Here is a 24,407-nt window from a genome sequence, read left to right on the forward strand (position 1 = left end):
TAGAGGGAACATGCATGCTTCAGAAGACCGGACGGCGGTCTTCCAGAAAGCGCAGCGGATTGCGGCGCGTCAGCTGGTCGATGAGATCGTCACCCACTCCCGCGGCCCGTACCCGCGGCAGAAAGGTACGGAACAAGTGCCCGTAGCCCTGGCCTCCCTGGCCGGTCAGGTAGGTGTGGCGCGAGATGTCGCAGGAGAGCAGGATCCGGTCGGCATGCCCCGCATCGATCAGAGCGAGCAGGAGCCGCAGCCGGGTCGCATCATCCTGGTAGGCCGTCTTGCCGACGGTGTCGAAGGTGACGTACGCGCCTTCCGAGGCGATCCGGCGGTGCACGGCAGGGTCGTCGAGCAGGTCCTGGTGCCCGATGGCGATGCGGTGGGGAGCCAGGCCCCGGGCGGTCAGCAGGGCGAGCTGCGCGAGCCCGCCGCGGCCGAGGCAGGTGTGCGTGGCCACGGAGAGCCCGGTGCCGACCGCCGTGCGCGCGGCGGCGGTGAGCGTCCGGCGCTCCGGCGCGCTGGGACGCTCGCCGTGGCTGCCGGCCTCGCCGATGAGACCGGGCCGGATCCGCGCCGGCCCGACCCCCTCCTCCACGTCACGGGTCAGCATCTCGACGAGCCGGCCGGTATCTGCCCGGCGCACGCCGGGCGGTTGGAACGCTTCGTAGTACCAGCCGGTGGCCGCCACCACCGCCACGCCCGAAGCGGCGGAGACGCGGGCGAGGGCGGCCACGTCCCGCCCCATGCCCCGGCACGTCTGCTCGACGACCAGGGACAGGCCGAACTGCTCCCGCAGGGAGGTCAGTTCGGCCGTGACTGCTCCTTCGTGCCGCGCATCGAGGACGGCCTCAGGACGACCGGGGCGGCGCAGGTCGAGGGCCAGGTGCTCGTGGGCGAGGACCGGACCCCGGACGGCGGAGGTGCACAGCGGGCCGGAGACGCTCCGGATCGTCACCGGGCGACCGGGGTGAACAGGTGCATCCAGTACAGGACGTTGAGAAGCACCCCGCCGACGACCACCGCGGCCGGAGCCGCGGCCACCCGCGTCACCGGCCGGCCCACCGCCTCGTTGAACAGGTACAGCCCGCCGACGACGAGAATCCCCAGCCCGCCGCCCATCGCATTCGCCGCCGCGAGGGAGCCGAAGAGCACGGCCAGTTGAAGAGTCTGCGTGATCGCATTGCGCAGGTGCCCGGAGGCGTCACGCACCGAGGGCAGCCCGCCGAGGGCCCTGCCCGCCCAGGACAACAGCATCACTTCGACGGCGAACAGCAGAGCGCCCGCGGCCGGCGCGAGCCACGGGCTCGGCAGCAGGTAGCCGACCGGGTAGACGAGGGTGAAGCCCGCGATGCCGTACGCACCCGACGCCAGCGCGGTCGTCGCGATCAACGGGATGAAACCGAAGGCACGGTAGAAGTCGACCTGGGCCGCGCCGCCGTAGTCCCCCTTCGCGACCAGGAAGCCGGACGCCTCGCCACCGCCGAAGACGTGCGCCTGGCACAGCAGACACACGCCCGCACCGAGCACCATCAACAGCGGCAGGTGCGAGCGCAGCCGCACGGCACCGGCCCGGAACAGACCGGCCGTCGGGTCCTCCTCGGGTCCGGCAGGCGTGCCGGCGGTCCGGCGCCGCCGCACGTCCCTGCGCAGGGCGAGGCCGACGAGGACGAGCACACCGGCCGCCATCGCGATCGACCCGGGAAAGACCTTCGGCCACAGCTTCAAGGACACGACCACCAGCGCCAGTTCGAGCACGCCGCACAGGCCGCCGCTCAGCCGGCCGAACTGCTGCGTGACGGCGAGCACCGGGAACAGCGCGAACAGGTAGAGGATCGGCGTCGCCATCTGCTGCATGGCCGTCACAAAGTCCACCGGCAGCTCGTGCACCAGCGAGTCCGCGCCCCCGACCCCGAACACCACGACCGCCCCCCAGGCCGCGCCGAGCACGGCGGCGAGCCACCGCTTCGGGGACACCAGCCCGAGAACGTCGGTCGGCAGGAACACCAGCCACGGATTGAGCACTCCCGTGGACAGCGCCAACGGCGCCCCCAGACCGAAGACGAAACCGGCCGACAGCCCGAACGACACCGCGGCGGTGGCACCGCGCGTCGACCGCCCCTGGACGAAGTCGAGCAGGAACGGCCGCACACCGTCGTGGAACACGGCCGCCGCACGCTGCGCGACCCAGGACGTCAGCGCACACAGCACGATGACCGTCAGCCTCTGCGCGAGCGTGAAACCCAGATGACCACTGGCGACGGTGGCCGCAGCGACGCCGTCCGGTTGCAACCCGACTCCTCCCGGTGCGCGGGACCCTTCCTGCACAGGACCACATCCCGTTACGGCGCATGCAAACCGGGCGTCCCCTGCACACCCGCGACCGCCCGGACGATGACGGGAGTCACGGACTCGATGCAGTCGACGGCGAAGCCGAAGACCTTGACGCCCGCGGCGAGCAACGCCGCGACCCGGTCCTCCTGCGGAACGGTGCGGCCGAAGGTGTGGCAGGCGCCGCTGCCCAGCACACCCACCAGCACCCCCAGGGAGGCTCCGGCCCCGGTGTGGCAGGTGCCCAGGTAGTAGTCGGCCCGCCCGGAGCGGAGCTCCGAGGCCGCGTCCATGTCGCTGGACTCGGCGACGTCGATGCCGTCCGGGGCGAGCCGCTGCACGATGTGCGCGACATCGGTCCTGCCGAGGCCGCCGGTGAGGATCCTCGTCACGGGCTGTCGCCGCCTTCCGTCGCCGTCGCCATCACCGGTGCAGGAGCGCTGTGAGAGAACGGCCAGGTGCAGCCCCAGGAAACCGATCTCCGGCTCCGGCAGCGCCACCCCCAGCTCCGCACGTGCGCGGGCCGCCACGGCCCGGGCGCCGGCGACGGCCCCGGGATGGGCCCTCAGCTCGGCCGTCACCTGCGCGTCCGGGACACACTGCCCGACCGGCGGCCCGCCGGCCAGGCGGGTCAGCGCCATCATCAGATGGCTCGTCAGCATCCCCGCCGTGTCCTCCGTGACGCACCGCCCCTCGGCCGCCAGCGCGTGGAGTTCGTTCACGACGAACTCCACGACGGGGAGCGGGACATGACCGCCCTCGCGGAACGTGCGGACCCGCTGTGCCAGCCGTTCGTCCACCTGCCCGCCTCCGGTCAGCCCGTGGTGGCCCCGACGAGTGCGGGGTTGGGAGTGAGGATGCGCCCGAGGACCCCCTCGACCTCGGCGCGCGTGGGAAGCCGGGTACCGGCCAGCCCGCGCAGGGTGAGGCCGTTCACGGCGGCCGTGGCGGCCTGCGCGGTGACGGGGTCGACGTAGGTGAGCAGAAGGCCGGTCATGGTCTCGGCGTACCGGTCGGCGAGAGGCCGCAGGGCGGGGCGCCGCAGGGCGGCCAGGTAGAGCTCGAACTGGACGATCTGCTGGTCGCGGTGGGAGCCGAAACAGCCCATGAGGGCGTCGGTGAGCAGGACGGTCAGCTGGGTGGCGGTCAACTGCGGGCGTCGGGCGGTCCATTCCCCGAGGGCGGCCGCGTAACGGTCGTACGCGCGTTGCAGAGCGGCCTGGATGAGGTCGTCCTTGGTGGCGAAGTGGTAGGTGGTCGCCCCCAGCGGGACGTCGGCCACCTCGGCCACCGCACGGTGGGTCAGGCCTTCGATGCCACGGGCGGCGATGACCCGCTCCGTGGCCGCGGCGATCTCCTCGATCCGCCGGGCGGGGTCGCGGCGGCGCCGGGCGGGCTGGTCGGCGGCCATGCTGGGCGCTCCTGTGGTCCGGGGAAGCAGTGCTGTACGCCCGTACCGTACCCGGCATTCCGGTCCCGGCGGCCGCGGCGGGGTCGGGCGGCCGTCGCCGTGGTGTACAGACGCGGCCCCCGCGGTCATGCTGTTCCTTCGGGCTGGAGCTCCGGTGAGGAGGCGGTCTTGTCGTTGACGGTGTTCCCGTCGATCCACATCGACCAAGGGAAAGTCGTCCACCTGGTGGAGGACCAGGTGGTGCCGGAGGCGGTGGAGACGGACCCGCTCGCCGTGGCCCTGAAGTTCCAGCGCCAGGGCGCGTCCTGGGTCCACGTCGTCGCGGTGTCGGAGCGGCTCCACGAGGCGGACCTCGCGACGGTCGTACGCATCGTCGGCTGCCTCCGCATCGGCGTCCAGGCGCTGTTCTGCTCCGTGACCGACGACGACACGCTGCGCCGTGCCCTGCGCACCGGCTGCGCGCGGCTGAACCTGGGCAGCGCGGCCCTGTCCGACATGGACTGGTGCGCCGGGGCCGTCGCCGCACACGGCGACCGCATCGGGGTCAGCACCCTGGTCCGTACGACACCGCAGGGCCCCCGCGTGGCCGCCGACGGCGGAGCCGGCGACGTCGGCGGCCTGTGGCCGATCCTCGGCCGGCTGGACGGCGCCGGCTGCGCGCGGTGCCTGGTCACCGACATCAGCAGGGAGGGCATGTTGACGGGCCCCAACCTCTCCCTGTTCCGGGAGGTCTGCGCCCGCACGGCCATGCCGGTCCTCGCCGCCGGAGGCATCCGCGGCCTCGACGATCTGCGGGCCGTCGCCGCACTCGCCCCGCACGGGGTGACGGGCGCGGTCGTCGGCCGCGCCCTGTACACGGGCGCGCTGTCCCTCCCGGAGGCCCTCGCGCTCTGAGAGGCCTCAGCGCGCGCTCCTGCAACGGCCGCGGCCGGCAAGCGACTTCCCGCCCGGGCGCGAAGCCGTGGAGGGCCGCGGCCGTCCAGATGCGGGACTGCAACGGCAGTTCACAGCAGCAATGGCGCGTCGGCTGAGCGGCGGTGCGCCGGGAGCCGGGCGGCGGGGCTCCCCGTCGCAGGGTCATGCCGCAGGCAGCCCGGCCCGCGTCAGCCCCGTGCGCTTGACGGTGGCCAGGAGCGGCGTCGTCTCGACGGAGCCGACCCCGTCGAGGGCGCCCAGGGTGTCCGTCAGGAAGCCGTACAGGCCGCCGGGATCGTCGGTGGCCACCGCGGCCAGGAGATTGGCGCGGCCGGTGACGGCCGCCGCGAACCGCACACAGGGGTGGTGGCTCAGGACGCGGCCCGCCGCCGGCAGGTCCCCGGGGGCGACGGACAGCCACAGCAGGGTCTCGGCGCGGATGCCGAGGAGGGCCACGTCGACTTCGGTCGCCAGGCGTACGACATGGCCCTGCACGAGGGCGTCGAGCCGCCGCCGCGCGGTGAGCGGGCTGACCCCGGCGCGCCCGGCGAGCGCGGTGTACGGGCTGCGGGCGTCCTCGGTCAGCGCCCCGATCAGCGCGCGGTCGATGTCCAGCGGCGCCGGCGGGGGAGCGGGGTCGTCCGGAACGGCGCGCAGCTCGGCCGCCTCGGGTGCGGACAGCAGTCCCGCGTGCCAGGTGAACGCGGCCGGAAAGACGTGCAGGAGGGAATGCACGGTCCAGGAGTCCGCAGCCGCGGTGGCCGGGAGGTCGCGCAGGAGCAGACGGTCGCGTGCGTCCGGCCCGTCGAGGAAGACGACGGCGCTGACCTCGTCCCCGCCGCCGAGGACGTCGACCCAGGTGGTGTCGGGACGGCGGGCGAGGGCGGCGGCGACCGCGCGGACGCGGCCCGGACGGCAGCGGATGCGCAGCACGAGCGGGACCAGCCCGGGGAAGCGGGCCGGGCTGCGGACGGCGGTGGCGCGCAGCGTGCGGCTGCCGTAGAGCGGTACGGCCCGCCGGACGACGGTGCGTTCGGACAGCCCCAGGACCCGGGCGAGAGTGCGCCAGGTGGCGCGGGGCGCGAGCAGCAGGGCTGCGGCGATCCGGCGTTCCGTGCCGTCGAGTTCGCGGAGTGGGTGGCGCACATCCGCAACAGTAGGCCCCGTCCGTGACACACTTTCCGCCCGCTCCCCGCTCCCGTTGGCCACACACGGTGTGCCGGGCGTAGACAGGTCCTGCCCGAGGACGGAGAAGCCGGCGAGGAGAGGGAGACGGACGTGGCGTCGGACGAGCAGGATCTTGTGGTGGGGACCGGTCAGGGCCGGGTGCGGGGAACGGCGGAGGGCGAGGTGGCGGCGTTCCGGGGCATCCCGTACGCGGCATCCCCGGTCGGCGCGCTGCGCTTCGCGCCCCCGGCGCGGCCCCCGGGCTGGAGCGGCGTCCGGGACGCGGCCCACGCCGGGCCGTCGGCGCCGCAGGGCCCGTCCCGCCTGGAGGCGGTCATGGGGCCCCGCGTGCCGGACTGGGACGAGGACGGCTGCCTGACCCTCAACGTCTGGACCCCGGCCGCGGCTCTCGGCGGCGGAGCCGGGCTGCCGGTGCTCGTGTGGTTCCACGGCGGCGGCTTCAGCAGTGGCTCCGGCGGCTGGGACTGGTACGACGGTGCGCGGCTCGCCGCGCTCGGGCCGGTCGTCGTGGTCACCGCCAACTACCGCCTGGGCGCCCTCGGTTACCTGTACCTTCCCGAGATCGGCGCGAGCAACCTCGGCTCCCAGGACCAGGCCGCGGTGCTCGGCTGGGTCCGGGAGAACATCGCGGGCTTCGGCGGAGACCCCGACGCGGTGACGGTCGGCGGCCAGTCCGCCGGCGCCCACTCGGCGTTCTCCCTCGCCATCGCCCCGCGGACCCGCGACCTGGTGCAGCGGGTGATCGCACAGAGCGGCCCGTGGGGCCTCCCGCCGCAGGACCCGGCCGAGGCCGCCGCAACGGCCCGCGACTACCTGCAGATTCTCGGCATCACCGGCACGGATCCGGGCCCGGCTCTGCGTGAACTGCCCGTCGAGCGCCTGCTCGCCGCCCACCGCCGACTGGCCACCGAACGGGCGCGCCCCGGCAGCATCGCCCCGGCGATGTACCCGGTGCTCGGCGGCCCCGGCCACCCCCACCCCTGGCGCCAGGCCGTCGCCGCGGGCGCGCTCGACGACAAGGATCTGCTGCTCGGCACGGTCAGCGACGAGTTGACCGCCTTCCGCGCGCTCGACCCCGGCGCCCCGGCCGCCCGCCTCGCCGACCGGGCCGGCGACCGTGTCTTCCAGCGCGGCGTCACCGCGCTCGCCACCGGCCGTGCCCGCCAGGGCCTTGCGGCCTACGTCTACCGCTTCACCCGGCGGCCGGCCCCGGACCCGCTCGGGCTCGGAGCCACGCACTGTGCCGAACTCCCCTTCCTCCACGGCACGTTCGACGCCTACCCCGAGGCCCCGATGCTCGGCGCCGTGACCGCCGACGACCACGCCCTGGCCCGCGCCTTCGGCGGAGCACTCGCGGCCTTCACCGCCACGGGCTCGCCCAACGGGCCGGGCCTCGCCCCCTGGCAGCCGTACCGCACGGCGGCGGACGTCAAGGAGTTCGGAACCATGCGGTCCTGAAGCGGGCCGCACATGCCCTCACGTGCGGCCCTCGCGCTCCTGGACGAACTCCAGGAGCGGCTGCGGCTCCATCCAGGGCGCGTGCAGCACCCGGAACCCCGCGGCCTCGTAAGCGGTGCAGACCTGCTCGTCGTCGTCGACCACGGCGGTGACGCACCGCTCCTGCGCCAAGGAGTGCAGCAGTTCGGGCTTGACCGTACGGGCCGGTCTGCGGTCGCCGTCCCGGCGCATCAGGAGCGGGCCGGCGGGCAGGCCCTGCCGGGCCAGCCAGTCCACCGTCCCGCGGCGGCAGTTCTCCGGGCGGCCGGTGACGTACGCCAGGTCGCAGTGCCGGGCGCAGGCGAGTGCGAGCCGGACCCCTTCGGGCAGTGGCGGATCGGCGGGGGCGGCGGCGAAGAAGGCCTCCCAGTCGCGGGGGCGGGCCCGCACCAGGTGCAGCCGGTGCCGGACGTCGGCCAGCGTGCCGTCCAGGTCGAACACCACCGTGGCCCGTGTCCGCGGAACCTCTGGTTCGTCCTCTGCGGGGCGCACCAGGAAGCCGCCGTGCCCGTCGAGCCGCACCTCGTGCACCGCGTCGAAGCCGTCCGCCGTCCGCGGCCGGCGCAGCTTCTTCAGGGTTGCGTAGACGCCCGCTTCGGGCACCCGGGCCGGGCCCTCGCGCACGGCGTTGCGCAGCAGCGAACCGATCGGATCCGGCGGGAACCAGTAGGCGACGACCGGGACACCGTGCGAGCGCGCGGCCGCGACCAGCGGATCCCATTCGGCGGGCGAGGGGTTGGTGTTGTCGACCACCACCGGCACGTCCTGGTCCAACGCCTCGTCGATCAGCCGCATCTGACGGCGCTGCCGGTGCTTGGCCCGGCGGAAGAGGTCCTTGCTGACGAGGGCGTGCGTACCGGCGAAGGTCCGGCCGTGGAAGGTGGACTTGCCCGAGGCCTGCAGGCCCACCAGCACCACGAGCTCCGCCCCGGGAACGCCTGCATCGTTCGGTTCGGGCACGGCGGCGGCTCCCTTCGGCGTCGTCGCTCATCGTACGCGGAGCGATCGAGCCACCTCGCGTACCGAATGCCCGGTCCGGCGATGGCGGAATTCAGCCCTTCGCTGTCCGCCCCGCTGCTAAGTTCCGTGGCCATTGCATCTTGTGGGAGGCCTGCGGTCCGTGGGCCCGAATGCGGCACCAGGAGGCCGAAGTGAAGGGCGTCGTCCGGATATCGGCTGCCGTGTGCGCGGCACTGTTCGCGGGCCCGGCCCTGGCGGGCACGGCACAGGCCGCCACCCCCGCGGCCCCGGCCCCGGAATGCGCGGTGGCCGACCACGGCGACTGGTCCCTCGGGCCGGACAAACTCCCGGTCACGGCCCCGGTGGGCCCGCTCGTCACGGGCTACGACAAGCTCGGGGGAGCCGACAGCGCCAAAGAGTTCCTGGACGCATGGAAAAACGACAACTGGGACTGGCACTATCCCGACGACGACGGTTTCGCCGGCACCCCGAACCGCGTCACCGTGACCTACGACGCCCATCACGAGGTGTACGTCGACCGCTTCGGCGCGGCCACGGGCACGTTCGTCTCACCGGACGCGAAGTCCGCGCCCGCGTCCTATGCGCAGCGCTCCATACCGCCGTCGAATCTGCACACGTACCGGAATGACGACGGAACGTACGGTGCAACCTGCAACTACCACGTCTACAAGCTGCTTCCGGGCAAGTCCTTCACCGGTCTGCAGGGCTCGATCGCCGCGTGGTTCGGACAGCCCGGCGGCGGAACGCAGATCAAGCTCGACAAGCCGGTCCGCGACCTGATCGCGGCCGACGTCCTGGCCGAGGTCACGCCCGCCGGCCGGAAGGGCAGGGCGCCCCGGCACGTGGCCGCCCCCGCGCTGCACGCGACGAACCGCGCAACCCTGCGCGCCGATCTGCGACGGGCCGGGGTGCCCGACGCGTCCTACCGCATCGACGGAGTCCACGAACCCCGGCTGCCCGCCACGGAGTACTACGTGCTGCACCGGACCGCAGGCCAGTGGGTCGTCGGCCTGACGGAGCGCGGCAAGGAACGGACCGTCGCACGCTACGCCGACGAAACGTCGGCCTGCGCCCGCCTGTACGACGAACTCGTACCGTGACGTTCACATCACCAACCGGCAACTGCCGTCAGGAGGACGAGTGACCCTCGCCGACCATCGGACCCGACCGGGCCGTTCGACCCACGGCAGCCGCCGCAGACCGCTGCGCGCGGCCGTGGCGGCCGTGCTGTGCACCAGTGCCCTGCTGGCCGGCGGGGCACCGGCTCCGGCCGCGGCCGCGACGGATCCGACCGCAGCCACGGCCGCCCGTCTCGACCGCATCCGCGGGGACGAGGGCAGGCTGAGGGCCTTCCTGCACGAGATGCCGAAGGGCGCGGACCTGCACAACCACCTCAGCGGCGCTGCATCCACCGAGCTGCTGATGGGCTTCGCCGCGCACGACGGCCTCTGCATCGAAGAAGGCTCGCTGCGCGCCGTCCGGCCCCCGTGCGCCCCCGGCAGCCGCCCGGCCTCCGACGCCGGCCACGACCGGGAGTTCCGGAACCGGATCCTCCGGGCCTGGTCCATGCAGGACTTCGTGCCCGGCCCGGAATCCGGGCACGATCATTTCTTCGCCACGTTCGGAAAGTTCGACGAAGCGACGGCCGGCCACACCGGTCAGATGCTGAGCGAGGTGGCGGACAAGGCCGCAGAGCAGCACCAGTTCTACCTGGAGACCATGGTCTCTCCCGACGAGGACGAACTCGCCGCCCTGGTCCGCAACGCCGGCCCCGACTCCGGCTCCGACGTCTCCCCGGCCCGCCTGCTGGAGAGGGTGTCGGCCGGCGACGGCCTGCGCCGGGTGGTGGAGCGCACCAGGAAGCAGACGGACCGGGCGATGGCCGCGTTCCGGACCGCCTCGCGCTGCAACACCTCCGCACCGCACGCCGGTTGCGCGCTGCCGGTCCGCTTCATCACCCAGGTCGAGCGTTCGGCCCCTCCCGCCCAGGTCTTCGCCGAGCTGCTGCTCGGCTTCGAACTGGCCCGGCAGGACGAGCGTTTCGTGTCCGTCAACCTCGTGGCACCCGAGGACGGGACCGTCGCCCTGCGCGACTACGACCTGCACATGCGCATGCTGGAATACCTGCACGCGCGGTACCCCGCCACGCACATCACCCTGCACGCCGGTGAACTCGCGCCGGGCCTCGTCCAGCCCGAGGACCTGCGCTTCCACATCCGCCAGGCGGTGCTCACCGGTCATGCCGAGCGCATCGGCCACGGCGTCGACGCACGCTGGGAGGACGACCCGGAGAACCTGCAGCGCACGCTGGCCGACCGGCACGTGCTGGTGGAGGTGCCACTGACCAGCAACGACCAGATCCTCAACGTCTCCGGCAGCAGGCACCCCTTCGCCTTCTACCGCGCCCATCACGTGCCCGTCGCCCTCGCCACCGACGACGAGGGCGTCTCGCGCAGCGACATCACCACCGAGTACGTGAAGGCGACGACGGCCTACGGCCTGGACTACCGCACCCTCAAGGACCTGGCCCGCACCTCCCTGGAGTACGCGTTCCTGCCCGGCCGCAGCCTGTGGACGAACCGCGACGGCTTCACACCCGTCCCGCAGTGCGCACACGACCTCCCGGGGGACCGGAACCCCTCCGCCGCGTGCGCGCGCCTGCTGGCCGCGAGCCCCAAGGCGCAGGTGGAATGGCGGCAGGAGAAGGCCTTCGCGGCCTTCGAGCGCCACTGGGCGGCGGCGCGGTCATAGCCGGATCAGGACGAGCCCCATGCTGAACCCGCTGGCCAGACCGATAAGGGCGACGACGTCACCGGGCATGACGCGGTCGGACCGCTGCGCCAGGACCAGTTGCAGCGGGAGGGAGGCGGACGCGGCGTTGCCGTAGCGGTCCACCGTGGCCAGGAACCGGCTCTCCGGCAGACCGAGCAGCGCACAGGCTTCGTGGAACTGCGGCATGGAGATCTGGTGGACGGCGACGAACGCGCTCTCGCGCACCATTGCCATCTGCTCCGGGGCCTGCTCCAGCACCAACTGGGCCATGCCGCGGCCCGTCCGGGACAACTGGTTCTCGTTGAGCCGCAGACAGTAGTGCTCGTCGTCCGTGGAACGCGGATACATCGAGCCGCCGGCCTTCACCGTGCACGCCTCCCAGGCGGAGGAGTCGGCGGCGAACACCGCGTGCAGCACTCCGGGATCGTCCGGGCCGGCCGGCCCGGCGGTCAGGAGGAGGGCGGCGCCGGCGTCGGAGACGGTGTAGCCGGGCAGGTGACGCATGAACGTCTCCTGGTCGGGCGCGTGCCAGCGGGTGGTGAGCGTCGTCGTCTCCCCGCAGGCGATCAGCACGGTGCGGTGCCGGCCGGTCTCGATGAAGGCCGCCGCCGTCTCCACGGCGTTGAGCACGCTGTTGCAGGCGTTCTTCACGTCGAACACCGGGCAGAGGGCGCCGAGTTTGGCCGCCACGATGTGCCCGGTGGCGGGTTCGACGAGATCCTGCGACGTGGAGGCGAACAGCAGCAGGTCCACCTCGCCGATGCCCGTCCCCGCCATGTCCAGCGCCTCGACGGCGGCCGCCACCGCGAGGTCGGACGCCTGCACGTCGTCGGATCTGACGTGCACGCCCCGGACACCGGTGAGGTTCTCCAGCGCTCCGGGCGGGGGAACGAAGGGACTCCCCGCCGCGATCATGCCCGCCCGGACCTGCTCCATCGTCCGGTACTGCGGCGGCAGGTGCACGGCGTTCGACAGCAGCCGGGCACGGCAGGAAGGCGGCACCCCAGCACCGTACGGCGGCGGCGCGGGCAGGACCGCGCCACCGGAGAACACTCACCGAGTGTCCACGGATTCCGCACTTTAGGCGGAGATCACCCCATAATCGGCCCGTTCCGTCCACGCTGACCGGCTCCGCACCGGGGTAGGGATGACAACCTGCGCCGGGACAGGCCGCATCGGGGAGCGGACGGGGGCCGACGATGGAATCCAACGACCGTGCGGTGGCCGTCGTCGGCGTCGGCTGCCGGCTGCCCGGCGGCATCTCGGACCTGCGGGGGCTGTGGCAGGCCCTCTCCGAAGGCAGGGACGCGGTCGGCGAGATCCCGCCGGACCGGTTCGACAAGAACCGTTTCGTCGATCCCGGAGGCCTGCGCGCCTGCCGGAGCTACACGGCGGCCGGCGGCTTCCTCGACGACGTGGCCGGCTTCGACGCCGCCTACTTCGGCATCGCCCCGAAGGAAGCCGAGGCCATGGACCCGCAGCAGCGGCTGGTGCTGGAAATGGCCGCGGAAGCCGTGGACGACGCCGGAATCCCCGCCGAATCGCTGGCCGGATCCGACGCCTGCGTCTTCGTCGGCATCTCCGACCCCTTCTACGGAACGGTCCAGGGAACCATCGAGCAGTACGCCAACCCCTACACCATGAGCGGGTCCACGCTGTCCGTCGCCGCGAACCGCGTGTCGTACTGCTTCGACCTGCACGGCCCCAGCATGGCCGTCGACACCGCCTGCTCCTCCGCGCTGGTGGCCCTCGACCGGGCCTGCCGCACCCTGCTGGACGGCACCAGCCGTACCGCCCTCGCCGGCGGCGTCAACGTCCTGGGACATCCCTACGCCTTCGCCGGGTTCTCGCACGCGGGCATGCTCTCGCCCAGCGGACGCTGCGCCGCCTTCTCCGCCGAGGCCGACGGATTCGTGCGGGCCGAGGGCGGCGGAATGGTCGTCCTCAAACGGCTCGCCGACGCCCTGGCCGACGGCGACCGGATCTACGCGGTGATCCTCGGAACCGGAATCAACTGCGACGGCCGCACCCGCGGTGTGGCCCTGCCCAGCACCCGGATCCAGGAAGCACTTCTGCGCACCGTGTACGAGCAGGCCGCGGTGGACCCGGACGAGCTGGTGTACTTCGAGGCCCACGGCACCGGCACCCCCGCCGGCGACCCGGCCGAGGCGGAGGCCATCGGGCGCGCCCTCGGACGGTGCCGCACCGTCGGGCCGCTGCCGATCGGCTCCGTCAAGTCCAACCTGGGCCACCTGGAACCGGCCTCCGCCATGCCGAGCCTGTTCAAGGCCATGCTCGTCCTCCGGCACGGCCTGGCCCCCGCCACCCTGCACGCCCGAAACCTCAACCCCGGCATCGACTTCACCGGGCTCGGCCTGGCCCCCACCGTCGACCCCGTCGAACTCCCGCGCCCGGAACGGGCGGCGGTGGGCGTCAACTCCTTCGGCTTCGGCGGAGCCAACGCCCACGCCGTCCTCACCACGCCACCGGTCCCTGTGCAGCGGGACGACGAACCGGCCGGCACGCTGCCCGTGGTGATCTCCGCCCGCTCGGCCAAGGCCCTGCGCGAGCTGGCCGGACGCGTCGCCACGCACCTGCGGGAGGCGCCCCCCGAGGACTTCTACGACCTCGCCCACACCACCACCCTGCGCCGCAGCGCCCACCCGCACCGCGCCGCCGTCCTGGCCGACGGACCCCACGAGGCCGCCGACCGGCTCGACCTGCTCTTCACCGGCACCCCCGCCCACGCGGCCAGGGCCCGCAAGGCCGAACGGGCCACGGTGGCCTACGTCTTCTCCGGCAACGCCTCCCAATGGCCCGGCATGGCCGCCGGCCTCCTGGCCGGCGACCCGGTCTTCCGCGCAGCCGTCGAGCAGGCCGACGCCGCACTCGCCCCGCACCTCGGCTGGTCGGTGACGAAAGAGCTGGCCGAACCGGAAGCGGCCCGCTGGCGGCGCACCGAGATCGCCCAACCCGCTTTGTTCGCCGTGCAGGTGGGCCTGGTGGCCGTCCTGGCCGCCAACGGACTGCACCCGGCGGCCGTCGCCGGGCACAGCGTCGGCGAAGTGGCCGCCGCCCACACCGCCGGAGCCCTCACCCTGCAGCAGGCCGCCCGCGTGATCGCCGAACGCAGCCGCACCCAGGGCACCACCGCGGGCACCGGACGGATGGCCGCCGTCGGCCTGTCCGAGCACGCGGCACGGGAAGAACTCGTCCCGTACACCGACGGGCTGGAGATCGCCGGAATCAACAGCGACCGGGACGTCACCGTCGCGGGCGACCCGCACGCCCTGGCCGCCCTCGGCGCCGAACTGACGGCCAGGGACGTCTTCTTCCGCGAACTCGACCTCGACTACGCCTTCCACAGCCCCGCCATGGACGTCGTCGCAAGCCCGCTGCGCGCCGCACTGGCCGGGCTGGAACCCACCGCCGCCCGCATCCCCTTCCTCTCCACCGTCACCGGCACGGCACTGCCCGGCGAGGCCCTGACCGCCGACTACTGGTGGCGCAACGTCCGCGAACCGGTCCGCTTCCACGAAGCCGTCACCCGCATCCTCGACGGACACGCCGACATCGTCGTCGAGATCGGCCCGCACCCCGTGCTGCGCCCCTACCTGCAGCGCACCGACGCCACGTACATCCCCACCCTGCACCGCGACGGCGACGGCCCGCGCGAGACCGCCACCGCCGTCGCCGCCCTGCTGGCCTCGGGCGCGGCCGTCGACCGGCACACGCATTTCCCGCGCCCGGCCCGGGTGACCGACCTCCCCGCCTACCCCTGGCAGCGCGAACGCCACTGGCTCGGCACCCCCCAGGACCTGGTCCTGCGCACCAGTGGGACCGGGCTGCTGGACCATCCGCTGCTGGGTGAACGCCTCCCGGCGCCGCACCCGGTGTGGGAGGGCGCCGTCGAGCCGCAACTCGTGCCCTGGCTCGGCGACCACAGGATCGCCGGAGCCGTGCTCATGCCCGCCGCCGCGTACGTCGAGATGGCGCTGTCGGCCGGACGCCGCGCGCTGGACCGGCCCGTGGAGGTACGCCACCTGGGCATCGCCAGCCCGCTCCCGATCGCCTGGCCCGACACCGGCACCGCACGGCTGCAGACCGCCGTCACCCCGGAGGACGGGGCAGTGACCATCAGCAGCAGCGAGGGCCGCGGCACCGCCTGCCACCCCGTCGTCCGCGCCCAGGTCCGCACCCTGCTCGGCGCCGCCCCCGCCCCCGTCGACCCCGAGGCGATCCGCGCCCGGTGCCCGCGCACCGTCAGCGGACCGGACTTCTACGCGACCTGCCACAGCGTCGGCCTCAACGTCGGACCCTCCTTCCAGCTCCTGCACGAACTGCGGGTCGGCGACAACGAGTTGCTCGCCGACTACCGCAACGCACACCTGGCCGAGGCCTACACCGTCCACCCGGTCCTGCTCGACGGCCCCTTCCAGGCCACCGTCGCCCTCGTCGAACAGCACATGCGGGCCGGCCGCGCCTACCTGCCGTCGACCTTCGACTCGGTGAAGGTATGGCGCACACCCTCCCCGCACGGCATCGTCCACCTGCACCAACGCAGCCACACCGAGACCGAGTTCTGCTGGGACGTCACCTACGCCGACACCGACGGCACCGTCACCGCGGAGATCGAGGGCTTCCGCACCCGGCGGGCGTACAACACCGACCGGACCCCGCTGACCGTCCAGCACACCGTCCTGCGCGCCGCATCGCACCCCGCGGTCCCGGCCGCCCCCTCACCGCTGCCGCCCCCCGCCGGCCTGGCGAACGCCGTCCACGAACGGATCGGCCGGCTGCACGCCGCCCTCCAGGAGACCGGCCACGACCGCTTCCGGGCCGCCGTCGACGAAACCGCGGCCCACTGCTGGGCCGCCGTCCTCGCCGGACTGCTCGACGACGCCTCCGCCGCGTTCGCCCTCCCCGACCTTCTTCACGGCGGACTCCAGCCGCGCCACCGCAGGCTGGTGCGGCTGATGCTCCCCCTCCTCGCCCGGCACGGACTGGCCGAGCCCGCCGACGGCGACCACTGGCAGCTGACCGGCACCGCACCCCGCCCCGAACACCTTCTCAAGGCCCTGGCCGAGGACCACCCGGCCTTCGTCGCCGAGACCCTCCACCTCAACGCACACCTGCGGCACCTGCCCGAACTGCTGCGCGACACCTCGGGCACACAGCAACTCCTGGGGGCCGGCGCCACGGCCTACGAGCAGATGTACGCCGCCGCGCCCGCCCACCGCTTCACCCACCGCGTCGCCCAGACCCTGCTCGGCGAGATCGTCCGCCGCTGGCCCGACGACCGCCCCCTGCGCGTCCTGGAACTCGGCGCCGCACCCCACGCCCTCACCGAGGCCCTGCTGCCCCTGCTGCCGGCGGACCGCACCCGCTACACGTGCACCGACCGGTCCGAGACCGCCTTCGCCGCCGCCGGACACCGCTTCGCCGCCCACGACTTCGTCGACTACCGCACCCTCGACCCGGACACCGACCCCACGGCCCAGGGCTTCTGCGACGGCGGATTCGACCTGGTCGTCGCCGACGACGCCCTGCACACCTCCGCCGACCTGGCCAAGACACTCGGCCGCGTACACACCTTGCTCGCCCCCGGCGGACACCTGCTCGCCGTCGAGTCGCACGACGCACAGCACCGAGCCCTCCTCCTCGGCGGCACCGAGGACTTCTGGCAGCGCCACGACCGCACCCTGCGCCCCGACACCGTGCTGCTGCCCCGGGACCGGTGGGCGCCGCTCCTGGAACAGTGCGGCTTCAGCGGCACCGTACAGACCGGCACCGACGACCGCACCGTCCTCCTGGCCGCCGCCGACCGCCTCCCCGCCGCCGAACCCGCCCCGCCCGCACCGGAGCCGGGCACCGCCTGGACCGTCGCCGCCGAGACGGCCGACGAGACACCGGCCGCACAGGCGCTCGCCGCCCTCCTGGGCACCACGGAGACCATCACCGCCCCCGACGACTCCTCCGCCTGGGCCACCGCCCTGCCCGCCGAACCCGGCGGCGTCGTCCTGCTGTTGAGCGCGCCCGAGAACCACGAAGAAGCCGTTGCCCGGACGACACACCGCGCAGCCGTCCTGCGAACCCTGGCCACCGCCTGCGCCGAACGCACCGAGGCGACCCGCCCGCAGGTGTGGCTGGTCACCCGGCCCACCGGCCTGTTCCCCGCCCCCGAACGCCCGGACCACCCCCTCGACGCGGCCGCCTGGGGGACCGCCCGCACTCTGGCCAACGAACAGCCCGACCTGCACCTGCGCCGCATCTCACTGGACCGCAGCGGCGACCCGGCCGCCGACGCCCTGCGCCTGGCCCGCGAACTGCTCGCGCCCACCGACGAGGACGAGATCGTCCTCACCCGGGGCGGCCGGTTCGTCCCCCGCGAGACCCAACGCCCGGCGGACCAGCCCGCCGCCCTGCCCGCGAGCACACCGTTCGCCCTGGAGGTACGGGACCCGGGCTTCTCACGCCGCCTGGTGTGGCGGCAGACGGAACCTCTGCGGCCGGGGCCCGACGAGATCGTGGTGGAAGTGAAGGCCGTCGCGCTCAACTACCGCGACCCGATGCGCGCCAACGGGCTGCTCCCGCCCGAGGCCGTCGAGGGCACGCCGCTCAGCCGCGGACTGGGCACCGACGGAGCGGGCGTCGTCAGCGCCGTCGGCCCCGGGGTCACCGCGTACGCGGTCGGCGACCGCGTCAGCGGCCTGATGGCCGCAGCCCTGGCCTCCCACGCCCTCACGCACGTCGCCACCGTCGGCCCCGTCCCCGACGGCATGAGCTTCGCCGAGGCGGCCACCTTCCCGGTGGCCTTCCTCACCGTCCACCACACCCTCGTCGACGAGGCCAGGCCGCTTCCCGGCGAGACACTGCTCGTGCACGGCGGATCCGGGGCCGTCGGCCTGGCCGCCCTCCAGTGCGCCCGCGTCCTGGGCCTCCGCGTGATCGCCACGGCAGGCACCGAGACCAAGCGCGACCTGCTGCGCACCCTCGGCGTCGAGCACGTTCTGGACTCCCGCAGCCTCGATTTCGCCCCCCGTGTGCGCGAACTGACCGACGGCAAGGGCGTCGACATCGTCATCAACTCCCTCAGCGGCGAGGCCATCGCCCAGAGCCTCGACCTGCTGCGCCCCAACGGCCGCTTCATCGAACTCGGCAAACGCGACATCTTCCTCAACAACCCGCTCCTGCTGCGGCCGTTCCACCGCAGCATCACCTTCATCGGCTTCAACCTCGACAGCATCGTCTTCGACCCCGTACGCGGCCCGCGGCTGGTGCTCGCAACCGCGGCGCACGCGGCGACCGGCCACTACCGTCCCCTCCCACACACCGTCCACTCCGCGGCCCGCGTCGACGAGGCCTTCCGGCAGCTCCAGCACTCCCGCCACGTCGGGAAGGTCGTCGTCGCCCTCGACCCGCTGGACGAACCGGTCCCCGTCGAACCGGCCCTCGTCACCCCCGCGTTGAACCCGGACGGCACCTACCTGATCACCGGCGGGCTCGGCGGCTTCGGCGCCGCCACCGCCGAGTGGCTCGCCGACCGCGGCGCCCGCCACCTCGCCCTGCTCGGCCGCCGCGGAGCCGACGCCCCCGAAGCCGCCGCCGTCCTCGAACGCCTCGCCGCGCGAGGGGCGGTGGCCACTCCGTACGCCGCCGACGTCACCGACGAGGCGGCCGTGCGTGAGGTGCTCGCCGCCGTGGACGCCGGCGGGCACCCGCTGCGCGGGGTGGTGCACTGCGCCATGCAGCTGGACGACGCCCCGCTGGCCGACCTCACCGACGACCGGTTCGCCGCCGTGTTCGCCCCCAAGGCCGCCGGAGCGGACGTCCTCGACCGTCTCACCGCGGACCGGGAGTTGGACCTCTTCCTGCTGTACTCCTCGGTCACCGCGGCCACCGGCAACCTCGCGCAGGCCCCCTACGTCGCCGCCAACGCCTACCTGGAGGCCCTCGCCCGCGCCCGCCGCCGCGCCGGACGTCCCGCTGCCGCCATCGCATGGGGACCGATCGCCGACACCGGATACGTCGCCCGCAGCAGCCTGGCGGCCACCATGACCGGCCTCGGCTTCGAACCCGTCACCTCCGCCGACGCGTTCGGCGCCGCCGACCACCTCCTCGCCGCCGGCACCGACGTCGCCGGCATCGGCCGCTACCGCTGGGGCCGCGCACGCCGCCTGCTGCCCTCCCTGGCCGCACCCCGCTACGCCGCGCTCGTCCCCGCCGGCGCCGCGGACGCGGACGGGACCCGCGAGGAACTGCTGCGCTCCCTGGCCGCGATGAGCACCGAGGACGCCGTCCGCGCCATCACCGAGGCCCTGGCCCGCCACCTCGCCGGCGTCCTGCACATCGACCCGTCGGAGCTGGACCCCGACCGCAACCTGGAGGACTTCGGCGTCGACTCCCTCATGGGCGCCGAGTTCATCCTCCAGGCCCGCGAATACTTCGGCATCCACATCCCGCCCGGCGAACTCATGGGCGGTGGACGGACCCTGACCCACTTCGCCCGCCTGATCCACGACCGCCTGGGCATCCACTCACCCCAGGGCGCCCCGCCGCCGGGACCGTGACGCGGTCACCGGCCCCCGCGCCGGAAGGACCGGCCGAGCCGCGAAGCGGCCCAACCCGCCAGCCGCGTACGGTCGATCTTCGCCGCGTGCCGGTGGTCCACCGGCAGCGACCGGTGGAACAGCACCGGCACCGAACCCGTCACCGGCAGCTCCAGGCCGTTCAGCACCTCCCGGATGCCGCGGCACACCGCCGCGCGGCCTGCGCGCGAGGCCGCCCGCTCCAACTCCACGACCACCACCGGCCACTGTGCGGTGGCCGGCCCGACGCCCACGAGCGCGGTGCGGCGCACGCCGGGCACCGCGTCGAGGGCCGGCTCCACCTGCTCGGTGAACAACGGGCCCTCCGCCGTGCGCAGCCGGTGCGCGAGACGGCCGTAGAACCAGATGCGGCCCTGCTCGTCCAGCCGTCCCGCATCGCCCATGCGGTGCACGATCACGCCGTCCGCCTCGTACCGCTTCGCCGCCAGGGTGGCCGCCGGGTCCAGATAGGCGGGGCTGACGTTCGGCCCGGAGACGGCGAGCTCGCCCACCGTCCCGCAGGGCACGTCCGCATCGCCGTCCGGTGCGGTGTACGGCGCGTCCAGCGGCAGGACGCGGACGGTGACCCCCGGCACGGGACGGCCCAGGCACACGCCCTCCCCGCGGGCCGTGGCCGTGCGCAGCGGGAGCAGCTCCCGGTGGTCGATCATGCTGACCGGCAGGGCCTCGGTGGCGCCGTACACGCTGGAGACCGTCGCGCCGGCGGGCAGGCACACCCGCAGCCGGTCCAGTACCGCGTACGGCAACGACGCGCCGAAAGAGGCGACATGACGCAGCGTCGGCAGGGGAGTGAGCGTGCGGATGCAGTAGCGGGCCAGCCGGTCCAGAAGCGCGGGCGAGCCCATGAGCACGCCGGCCTCCGTGCTGTTCACGGCCTGCGCCAGGTCACGGGCACGCATGCGCGTGGGACGGGTCAGGTCCACGCGCGGCACCACCGTGGTGGCGCCGAGCAGCGGCCCGAGCACCGCGGCCGGCACGAACGCGGCCACCACCGTCCGCCCCGCCAGCTCCACACCCTCCGGCAGCGCGCGCACCTGCGCCTGCACCGTGCTGTGCCGGTGGACGACCCCCTTGGGCGGCCCCGTCGCACCGGAGGTGAACACGACCATCGCCGGGGCGTCGTCCGGCGGGCCGGCCAGCGTCCGCCACGGAGTGACGGAGCGCCGCAGCCGCTGAAGCGTCCGGCCGGGCCACAACCGGGGCCCTGCCACCACACGGTGGCTCACCGCGTCCCCGCCCCAGCCCAGCAGACGCCCGGCGAGGTGCGCGAGCGGCTCGGCCAGCAGGACGTCCGGCGCGGCGGCCGCCAGACACCGGCCCATCACACGCAGCGGGAGCGAGCCGTCGACGAGGACCGGGACGGCGCCCATGCCGGCCAGGGTCAGCACACACGTCCCCAGCTCCACCGGGTCCCGGGTCAGCACGGCCACGCGGTACCCGGGCCGGATCCCCACCCGGGCCAGGGCTGCCGCGGTCGCCAGGCTCAGACCGGCGGCCTCGGCGTTGCCGAGCGCCGCGAACCTCCGCCGGCCCTGCGGGTAGCGCAGGCACACGCCCTCGGGCACCTCCTGCAGGGCACCCAGGACGGTACGGGCCAGCGGGGCCACGGGCGGACACCTCCGGTGCGGTAGGGGCGCTTCCTCAGCATGAGGGCGACGCCGTGGGCCCGGCATCACCTACATGAGTGATTCGGGTACGTACGGGCGCAATGCGCCCCGGCTCCGGGCATGAACTCCCCACCACAGCAGCGAACTTGACGGAACCCGTCGCCGGAATCCGCCGGAAGGGCCGCCCGTGTGCGCAGCAGCCGACCGCCCCCGCTGGCCCGACTACCCCTTCACCTCGCAGTGGTTCACGCACACCGACGGCAGCCGCCAGCACTACGTGGACGAAGGCGCCGGCCCCCCGGTGCTGATGGTCCACGGCAACCCGTCCTGGAGCTACGCCTGGCGCCACCTGATAGCCGGACTGCGCGACGCCTACCGGTGCATCGCCCCGGACCTGCTCGGCATGGGCCTCTCCGAACGCCTCCCTCCGCCCCTGCCCGCCCTCCTGGCCGGACACCAGATCGCCGCACTCGACGACCTCGTCCGCCACCTGACCGACGAGCACGGAGCACCGCAGCACGGGTGGACCGTCGTCGCCCACGACTGGGGTGGCCCCATCGCCCTGACCTGGGCCTGCCTGAACGCCGACAAGGTGGACCGGGTCGTCGTCCTGAACACCGCCGTCTTCCGCTTCCCCGAACACGGCCTGCCCCCCTGGTGGTTCCGCCTGCTGCACCTGCGCGCCGTCAGCACCCCCGCCGCGCACTGGACACCCGGCTGGGCCCACGGAGCCGCCCGGCTCGGCGTGACCACCCCGATGCCCCCGCCGGTCCGCCGCGCCTTCACCGCGCCCTACCGCCGACGGCGCCGGCGCGCCGCCCTGGCCCGCTTCGTCCGGGACGTCCCGCTCACGCGCGGCGACCCCGGCTGGGCGCTGCTGGCCGTCGTCGAACGCATGCTGCCCGCCCTCGACCGCACACCGATGCTCGTCGCCTGGGGCATGCGCGACCCGGTCCTGCGCCCGCCGCTGGCCGACGCCTGGCAGCAGCGCTTCCCCCACGCCCGCGTGCTCCGCTACCCCGAGGCCGGCCACTACGTCCTGGAGGACGCACGCGCCGAACTCGTCCCGGCCGTCCGGCACTTCCTCGACACCACGCTCGACACCACGGGGGAGCGGCGGTGAAGGTTCTCGTCACCGGCGGCAACGGCTTCCTCGGCAGCGCCGTGTGCCGCCAACTCGCCGCAGCCGGACACGACGTCAGGTCCCTGCACCGCCGCTTCAGCGAACCCCTCGCCGCACTTGGCGTCGACCAGCGCCTGGGCGACATCCGCGACGCCGCCGCCGTCCACCGCGCCACCGCCGGCTGCGACGCGGTCGTGCACACCGCCGCCCGTGTCGGCGCGGCCGCCAGCCCACGGCCGTTCCACGACGTCAACGTCACCGGAACCCGGCACGTCCTGGACGCCTGCCGACGACACGGCATCGGCATCCTCGTCCACACCTCCAGCCCCAGCGTCGTCTTCGACGACACCGACATCGACGGCGGCGACGAAACCCTGCCCTACCCGCGCCGGCCCCTCGGCCCCTACCCGGCCACCAAGGCCGCCGCCGAACGCCTCGTCCTGGCCGCCGACGGACCGGACTTCGCCACCGTCGCTCTGCGCCCCCACTGCATCTGGGGCCCCGGCGACCCGCACTTCGCCCCCCGGCTGCTGCGCGCCGCCCGCCTCGGCGTCGTCCCGCTCCCCGGCGGCGGACGCAAACGCATCGACACCGTCTACGTCGACAACGCCGCCCACGCCCACCTCCTGGCCCTCGACCGCGTCCGCCCCGGCACCCCCGCGGCCGGCCGCCCGTACTTCATCACCCAGGGCAGGCCGTGCACCCTCGCCCGCACCCTGACCGTCTTCTTCCGCGCCCTGGGCCGCAGCCCGCGCCTGCAGCCCGTGCCCGTCCCGCTCGCCCGCGCCGCCGGCAGGCTGTGCGAGGACGGCTGGCGGCTGCTCCGCCTGCCCGGAGGACCGCCGCTCGACCGGTGCCTGGTGGCGGGAGCGGCCCGCGCGAACTGGTTCGACATCACCGCCGCCCGCACCCACCTCGGCTACGCCCCCCTCGTCAGCACCCCGGAAGGGCTCGAACGCCTGCGGCGGACACCATGAGCCCCCGGCCGCCCCTCACCGCCGCACAGGCGCGCCGCCTGCCGGACTACCCCTTCCAGGGGCATTGGTTCGGCCACGGCGCCTGGCACCAGCACTACCTGGACGAGGGCCGGGGCAGCCCCGTCCTCATGGTGCACGGCAGTCCCACCTGGAGCTACATGTGGCGCCACCTCGTCCTCGCCCTGCGCGACCGCCACCGCTGCATCGCCCCCGACCTCAGAGGCATGGGCCTCTCCGACCGCACCCGCGAACCGGACGGCGAACTCCTCGCCGACACCTGCGCCCAGGACCTCGGCCGCCTCGTCGACCACCTCGTCGCCGACCGCGGCGCACCCGCACGGGGCTGGACGCTGGTCGTGCACGACTGGGGCGGCCCGGTCGGCCTGTGGTGGTCCCACCTGCACCCCGGCGTCGTCGACCGCCTCGTCGTCCTCAACACCGCCGCGTTCCCGCTGCCCCCGGGGTACCGGCTCCCGCGGGCCGTGCAGGCCCTGAGGCGGCCCGCGCTGGGCAGGATCGCCCACGCCGCCAACGCCGTGACGCACCTGACCCTGCGGCAGGCCCCGTGCCACCCGCTGCCCCGGGCCGTCCGCGACGCCTACCTCGCCCCCTACCGGCACCGCCGCGACCGAACGGCACTGGTGCACTTCGCCCGGGACATCCCCCTCGGCCCGGCCGACCCCGGCTGGCCCCGCGCCCGCCGCCTCGGCCAGGCCCTCATCACCTTCACCCAACTGCCCGTCTTCATCGGCTGGGGCATGCGCGACCCCCTCCACGACGACCTCGTCCTCGCCGAATGGACCCGCCGCCTGCCCCGGGCGTCGCTCCACCTCCACCCCCGCGCCGGGCACTTCGTCCTGGAGGACACGGGCCGGCAACTGGTCGACGACATCAGGGACTTCCTCGCCGTCACCGAGTAGCCGTATCGGGTGACCGGATGTCGCTCACGTGCCCCATGTCCCCCGCCTCGCCCCCACGGCATCATGGGTTTCCCGCCCGCCG

At 74.1% G+C, this 24,407-nt stretch carries 16 protein-coding genes and 2 pseudogenes; 8 read left to right on the top strand and 10 right to left on the bottom strand.

Going from position 1 to position 24,407, the window contains the following annotated elements; translation table 11 throughout:
* Positions 1-19 precede the first annotated feature (19 nt).
* From ACLHRZ_RS41365 to ACLHRZ_RS41385, 5 genes and pseudogenes are all read right to left on the bottom strand, one after another.
* Complete coding sequence (locus ACLHRZ_RS41365; protein ID WP_490423785.1) at positions 20-952, bottom strand: phosphotriesterase family protein; 933 nt, start codon at positions 950-952, stop codon at positions 20-22.
* Positions 949-2,286: a YhfT family protein gene (locus ACLHRZ_RS41370; RefSeq protein WP_490423786.1), complete on the bottom strand. Its 1,338-nt coding sequence runs from the start codon at positions 2,284-2,286 to the stop codon at positions 949-951. Before ACLHRZ_RS41370 ends, ACLHRZ_RS41365 begins: the two co-directional genes overlap by 4 nt.
* 50 nt (positions 2,287-2,336) lie before the next feature.
* Positions 2,337-2,717 carry a DUF2620 domain-containing protein gene (locus ACLHRZ_RS41375; protein ID WP_490423838.1) on the bottom strand — a complete coding sequence of 127 codons (381 nt, stop codon included), beginning with the start codon at positions 2,715-2,717 and terminating at the stop codon, positions 2,337-2,339.
* Positions 2,718-2,759: 42 nt separating this feature from the next.
* Positions 2,760-3,125, bottom strand: a pseudogene (locus ACLHRZ_RS41380) (transcriptional antiterminator); the annotation flags it as partial.
* A gap of 14 nt (positions 3,126-3,139) precedes the next feature.
* Entirely contained in the window at positions 3,140-3,736 is a 597-nt protein-coding gene (locus ACLHRZ_RS41385; protein WP_490423787.1) for a TetR/AcrR family transcriptional regulator, read from the bottom strand.
* 168 nt (positions 3,737-3,904) lie between these two features.
* On the opposite strand from ACLHRZ_RS41385, the gene ACLHRZ_RS41390 reads away from it, so the two are divergent.
* Complete coding sequence (locus ACLHRZ_RS41390; RefSeq protein ID WP_490423788.1) at positions 3,905-4,630, top strand: HisA/HisF-related TIM barrel protein; 726 nt, start codon at positions 3,905-3,907, stop codon at positions 4,628-4,630.
* A 183-nt stretch (positions 4,631-4,813) separates the two neighbouring features.
* Here the strand turns inward: ACLHRZ_RS41390 and ACLHRZ_RS41395 are convergent, their stop codons facing one another.
* Positions 4,814-5,797, bottom strand: coding sequence for an Lrp/AsnC family transcriptional regulator (locus ACLHRZ_RS41395; protein ID WP_490423789.1), 984 nt, complete (start codon positions 5,795-5,797; stop codon positions 4,814-4,816).
* A gap of 132 nt (positions 5,798-5,929) precedes the next feature.
* On the opposite strand from ACLHRZ_RS41395, the gene ACLHRZ_RS41400 reads away from it, so the two are divergent.
* Complete coding sequence (locus ACLHRZ_RS41400) at positions 5,930-7,297, top strand: carboxylesterase/lipase family protein (RefSeq protein WP_490423790.1); 1,368 nt, start codon at positions 5,930-5,932, stop codon at positions 7,295-7,297.
* Between the two features lie 18 nt (positions 7,298-7,315).
* Here ACLHRZ_RS41400 and ACLHRZ_RS41405 read toward each other — a convergent pair whose 3' ends face one another.
* The gene (locus tag ACLHRZ_RS41405; RefSeq protein WP_490423839.1) at positions 7,316-7,828 is read right to left on the bottom strand and encodes a phosphatase domain-containing protein; all 513 of its coding nucleotides are present in this window, start codon (positions 7,826-7,828) and stop codon (positions 7,316-7,318) included.
* Positions 7,829-7,909: 81 nt separating this feature from the next.
* Positions 7,910-8,296, bottom strand: a pseudogene (locus ACLHRZ_RS41410) (AAA family ATPase); the annotation flags it as partial.
* Positions 8,297-8,487: 191 nt separating this feature from the next.
* On the opposite strand from ACLHRZ_RS41410, the gene ACLHRZ_RS41415 reads away from it, so the two are divergent.
* Positions 8,488-9,417: a TNT domain-containing protein gene (locus ACLHRZ_RS41415; protein WP_490423791.1), complete on the top strand. Its 930-nt coding sequence runs from the start codon at positions 8,488-8,490 to the stop codon at positions 9,415-9,417.
* 40 nt (positions 9,418-9,457) lie between these two features.
* The gene (locus ACLHRZ_RS41420; RefSeq protein ID WP_490423792.1) at positions 9,458-11,068 is read left to right on the top strand and encodes an adenosine deaminase family protein; all 1,611 of its coding nucleotides are present in this window, start codon (positions 9,458-9,460) and stop codon (positions 11,066-11,068) included.
* Here ACLHRZ_RS41420 and ACLHRZ_RS41425 read toward each other — a convergent pair.
* Entirely contained in the window at positions 11,063-12,091 is a 1,029-nt protein-coding gene (locus tag ACLHRZ_RS41425) for a 3-oxoacyl-ACP synthase III family protein (protein ID WP_490423793.1), read from the bottom strand. The genes ACLHRZ_RS41420 and ACLHRZ_RS41425 overlap by 6 nt on opposite strands.
* Positions 12,092-12,288: 197 nt before the next feature.
* Here ACLHRZ_RS41425 and ACLHRZ_RS41430 point away from each other — a divergent pair, with 197 nt between their 5' ends.
* On the top strand, positions 12,289-19,659 hold the full coding sequence (locus ACLHRZ_RS41430; RefSeq protein ID WP_490423794.1) for an SDR family NAD(P)-dependent oxidoreductase: 7,371 nt from the start codon (positions 12,289-12,291) through the stop codon (positions 19,657-19,659).
* Between the two features lie 5 nt (positions 19,660-19,664).
* On the opposite strand, the gene ACLHRZ_RS41435 is transcribed toward ACLHRZ_RS41430, so the two are convergent.
* Entirely contained in the window at positions 19,665-21,305 is a 1,641-nt protein-coding gene (locus tag ACLHRZ_RS41435; RefSeq protein WP_490423795.1) for an AMP-binding protein, read from the bottom strand.
* A gap of 187 nt (positions 21,306-21,492) precedes the next feature.
* Between ACLHRZ_RS41435 and ACLHRZ_RS41440 the strand changes: the two genes are divergently transcribed.
* Genes ACLHRZ_RS41440 through ACLHRZ_RS41450 form a run of 3 tightly spaced genes read left to right on the top strand, consistent with a single transcriptional unit; the run spans position 21,493 to position 24,325 of the window.
* On the top strand, positions 21,493-22,428 hold the full coding sequence (locus tag ACLHRZ_RS41440) for an alpha/beta fold hydrolase (RefSeq protein WP_490423796.1): 936 nt from the start codon (positions 21,493-21,495) through the stop codon (positions 22,426-22,428).
* A complete protein-coding gene (locus tag ACLHRZ_RS41445) occupies positions 22,425-23,405 on the top strand; it encodes an NAD-dependent epimerase/dehydratase family protein (RefSeq protein WP_490423797.1) in 981 nt (326 codons plus the stop codon). Before ACLHRZ_RS41440 ends, ACLHRZ_RS41445 begins: the two co-directional genes overlap by 4 nt.
* A complete protein-coding gene (locus tag ACLHRZ_RS41450; RefSeq protein ID WP_490423798.1) occupies positions 23,402-24,325 on the top strand; it encodes an alpha/beta fold hydrolase in 924 nt (307 codons plus the stop codon). The genes ACLHRZ_RS41445 and ACLHRZ_RS41450 overlap by 4 nt, the downstream gene beginning before the upstream one ends.
* Positions 24,326-24,407 lie beyond the last annotated feature (82 nt).

The organism is Streptomyces sp. AM25 (genome assembly GCF_058146165.1).